We start from the raw sequence: 3614 nt of genomic DNA on the forward strand, positions 1-3614 counted from the left end.
TCCTTCGTAGTCAAAGGGTGCACGAAGACATTCCCTATGTTTTTCCATCAGACGGTGGACGAACGCATTTCGTCGCTGCGGACGGCGTGCTCGGTCGACTATGCAAGCGGTTAGGCTGGACGGATGTCACAGCCCATACGTTGCGACATACCTTCGGAAGTATTGCTGGCGAGCTTGGTTATTCCGAGCTGACGATTGCGGCGATGCTGGGTCACGCAGCCGGATCGGTTACCGGACGGTACGTTCATATCGATGATGCCGTAAAATCTGCGGTCGAGAAGGTGTCCCGAGAGGTTGCTTCGCTTCTAGACGGCCAACAGGAATAGCTTGTCGGCTGATCGCACTAGAAATCGTTGGTTCAGGGCGTCGATTTGAGCGTAGCTTGGGGGAGGTATGAAACCAATCGTCGTTGCGTGACTCATTCTCTGACCACATGTAACACCAGATTTCAGGCTATCAAAACGAGTTGGAATCAGGCCACCTTTGGGGCATTCTTACTGAATGAAAGCCTTAAGCAATTCGCCCATAAGGTCCGAGGCAGAACAGGCAATGATCCAAGCCTCGTGGCAGCGCTGCGTGGCTCAGCATCAATTGTCTCGTGATGCAACTCGGCCAATCATGCGGTTGCTGACGTCGGAGGTAGTATCCCGTCGACAGTCCTTCGTTGAGCGGCTTTCAGGCAATCTCAGCGAAATCCAGTGGCTGAGCGACATGTCCCGCCGAGCTGGACATTATGCCGTCGTCGCTGATGATGAATGCGTCCTTGTGATGCATGATCTTGGGCAAAATGCGGGCTCCGACTTCGAGCGAGCAGGTATTGTAGACGGGGGGTGCTGGACCGAGCAAATCGCGGCGACCAATGGCGTCGCGATGGCCTTGCGCCATCGTCGGACCATGACCGTCACCGGCGCTGATCATTATTACGCACTGCTTTCGCGGTTCATGTGCACCGCTACACCGATTTTCGACCATGATGACCAGCCGATCGGAGCTATAAACGTGTCTGCCTTCGATAGAGGCGACATGCGCGATTGTAGCTTTGCAGAGCATATCTTGCGGATGGCAACCAGCCGGATTCAAGCACGGCTGTTTCACGAGCGGTTTGCCGACCACGTCCGCACCCAGGTTTTATCCTCTCAAGGAGGCTCGATCGATGAGGCATGGAACGCACTTCTTGCGGTCGACAGCGATGGAGTTATCCGCGGAGCAACTCAGGCAGCCGCTCGTGAACTCAACCTCGATAGTGCGCTAGCGCTGGTAGGGCGAAAGCTTGATGCCGTGGTCGGCACAACGATCGACCGCCTTGTGGGAACGCGTGGTCAGCCCCTTGAAGTCGAGGGCGAACGTCGGCCTATCACTTTGAAGGCAGCGCTTCCGAAACCTCGGAGGCTCGCGATTTACCCCACGGCAACGCCCGGCGACACAAGTCAATCCAAGACAAGGCGTATCACGCTCGCAGACCTCGAAGGCTTTGCGGAGGATCAGCGAGCACTCATTCGCCGGACGCGAGAGCTCTACCGTATGGGGCTGCCGTTGCTGATAACGGGACCTACGGGGACTGGTAAGCGTGCCTTGGTGGAGGCGCTCCATTTCGACGCCGAACTCGGCCAGAGCCCGTTGATCATGATCGATGCCATCAATCTTGGCGCTGCGGGTGAAGCACCCAGGGTTTCCCATTGTCTTGAACACGCACGCGCATTTGGGCAGGCCGGTCCCGATTTGCCGAGGGCTACGCTCTACCTGAAAGATCCAGGCGCAATTCCGGAGGGCGTCCAGTATCAGATCGCCCATTTCCTAGCTGACCTTGAGGCAGGTGAGTTTGGCGATTCAAGCGGTCCGCGGCTGCGCGTCATCGCTTCGATGAATGGACCGCATGAGCAACGGCTGCTGCCCGAACTACGTTCTCACCTGGCAGGCGACATCGTCAGGCTTACGCCGCTGTCGCAAAGAAGCGATTTGACTACGCTAATTGAACACATGCAGCGCCGGGTTGATAGTCGGCGTCGATGCATCAGCGCTCCCGCAATGGAGATCCTCACGAAGCATGACTGGCCCGGCAACTTCCGGGAGTTGAAGCTCGTTCTGCGCCGTGCTTCACTGGTTTCGGCAGCGTCCGAAATTGGGCTTCATGACCTCCCTGATAGTTTTTTCACGACACCGGCCCCAGCGAACGCTGAGTTTGGTTCCCGGGATGCCGCCACCGAGCGTGCTTGGCTGGAAGATGCGCTCGCTAGCACCAACTGGAACATGAGCGCGGCGGCGCGTCGATGCGGGATCAGCCGGGCGACGATGCATCGGAGGGTTGCGGCATTGGCGATCACCCGACCCCGCGATGGTCGTCGCTCAATCCTAGGTTCGCGCAAAGCCCCCAATTAACTGAAAATAGGTCGGTCGGAGTCCCGCGAGGATCTCGCGCACCTTGGCGCTGGGATCGCCATAAACGGTGACATCGACCGACTCAGCCAATCCCAGAAAACGCTCGCCGAAATGGGCAATAAAACCATCGACATGCGTGTCGCAGGCATCGCGGTCCGCATAGCGTTCATGAATGTGCCAGGTTCCGCGCGCTGCATCGGCATACCACTCGTATAGGACGGTGCAAGGCTCGGTTCCGGTGGACGAGACCATCTCGGTCATCAGCGATTGCCAAGCTGGCTCCTGGTCAGCAGCAATGACAATTTTCAGCAGGATGTGGATCGCGCTGCTCATGCCACACCCCCGGTGTCCAGCGCGCGGTCGAGGTGCTGCCGTGTTGCTCGGTGAACGCGGCGATAAGCCACTTCCATCGGCAATCGACGATACTCTTCGCTTAGGATTTCATTGCCCCAGGGGCCGTCGTAGCCAGTCGCCGCTACGGCCTTGATGAAGCCGATCACATCATAATCGCCTTCGCCGGGAATGCGGCGCATGTTGCAGGTCATTTCGATAAAGCCGGGCGCGCCTATTTTAGCAAAAGCGCGCTGGTCCTGCTCGTCGAACGCAAGGCCGTCGTCGAGTTCGACACCGACGAGTGCGTCGACCGGAATGCTGCCAAGATCGGCATAGCTGATGGTTGGGATGTTGTTGATGTGCCAGGTATCGAGGAAGAGGCCGCCGTTGGGATGTCCACCGACCCAAGCAAGCGCGTCGGCAACTGTGCGGGAGTTGGCATCAGGGGGCAGTATTTCCATGCCGATCATCGCGCCGGTGCGAGCGGCTTCGGCACATAGTCCGCCAAAAGTCTCGCGTAGATAGTCTACATCGAACGGGGTTCCATCAATATTGCCGACCTTGATGTGGCGCGCTCCGAGTTCACTCGCTGCAGCCATCAGCAATTCACGGATTGGCTGCTCCCCGTCGCGTCGGGGGTGGCCGACCGGATAGATCCAGCCGGTTAGAAACTCGAGTTCGACGATGCCGATGCCGTTGTCGTCGAGAATGCGCTTCATCCAGCGCAGCTTTTCTAGCTGCGTGGTGCCCTCGGCCTCCCGATCCAGAACATTAGCGAGGTCGTCATGGAAGAGGCCAATGCCGGCGAAGCCGACCCGGCCCAACTCTTCGACGCGCGATCGGAAGCTCCAACTGCTCCACATGCGGCCTGCAAATGGAATGCAGGGACCGGCATGCATCCATTC

General features: G+C 58.3%; 4 protein-coding genes. 2 read left to right on the forward strand and 2 right to left on the reverse strand.

The window, feature by feature from the left end:
- Both DM995_RS19075 and DM995_RS19080 read left to right on the forward strand, forming a co-directional pair.
- Nucleotides 1–326, forward strand: a 326-nt coding sequence (locus DM995_RS19075; RefSeq protein ID WP_157973346.1) for a tyrosine-type recombinase/integrase, incomplete at its 5' end; no start/stop codon positions are given.
- Between the two features lie 292 nt (nucleotides 327–618).
- A complete protein-coding gene (locus DM995_RS19080; protein WP_232824560.1) occupies nucleotides 619–2376 on the forward strand; it encodes a sigma-54-dependent Fis family transcriptional regulator in 1758 nt (585 codons plus the stop codon).
- Here the strand turns inward: DM995_RS19080 and DM995_RS19085 are convergent.
- Nucleotides 2350–2709, reverse strand: coding sequence for a putative quinol monooxygenase (locus tag DM995_RS19085; protein WP_116970699.1), 360 nt, complete (start codon nucleotides 2707–2709; stop codon nucleotides 2350–2352). The genes DM995_RS19080 and DM995_RS19085 overlap by 27 nt on opposite strands.
- On the reverse strand, nucleotides 2706–3614 hold a 909-nt coding region (locus DM995_RS19090), incomplete at its 5' end, for a sugar phosphate isomerase/epimerase family protein (protein WP_157973347.1). The genes DM995_RS19090 and DM995_RS19085, both read right to left, overlap by 4 nt.

The sequence above is a fragment of the Blastomonas sp. UPD001 genome (assembly GCF_003426715.1).
Classification (GTDB): Bacteria; Pseudomonadota; Alphaproteobacteria; order Sphingomonadales; family Sphingomonadaceae; genus Blastomonas.

Excerpts from the sequence above, each read along its gene's own strand:
- DM995_RS19080 (WP_232824560.1), top strand. The coding sequence starts at position 619 with ATGCGGTTGCTGACGTCGGAGGTAGTATCCCGTCGACAGTCCTTCGTT.
- DM995_RS19085 (WP_116970699.1), bottom strand. The coding sequence starts at position 2,709 with ATGAGCAGCGCGATCCACATCCTGCTGAAAATTGTCATTGCTGCTGAC.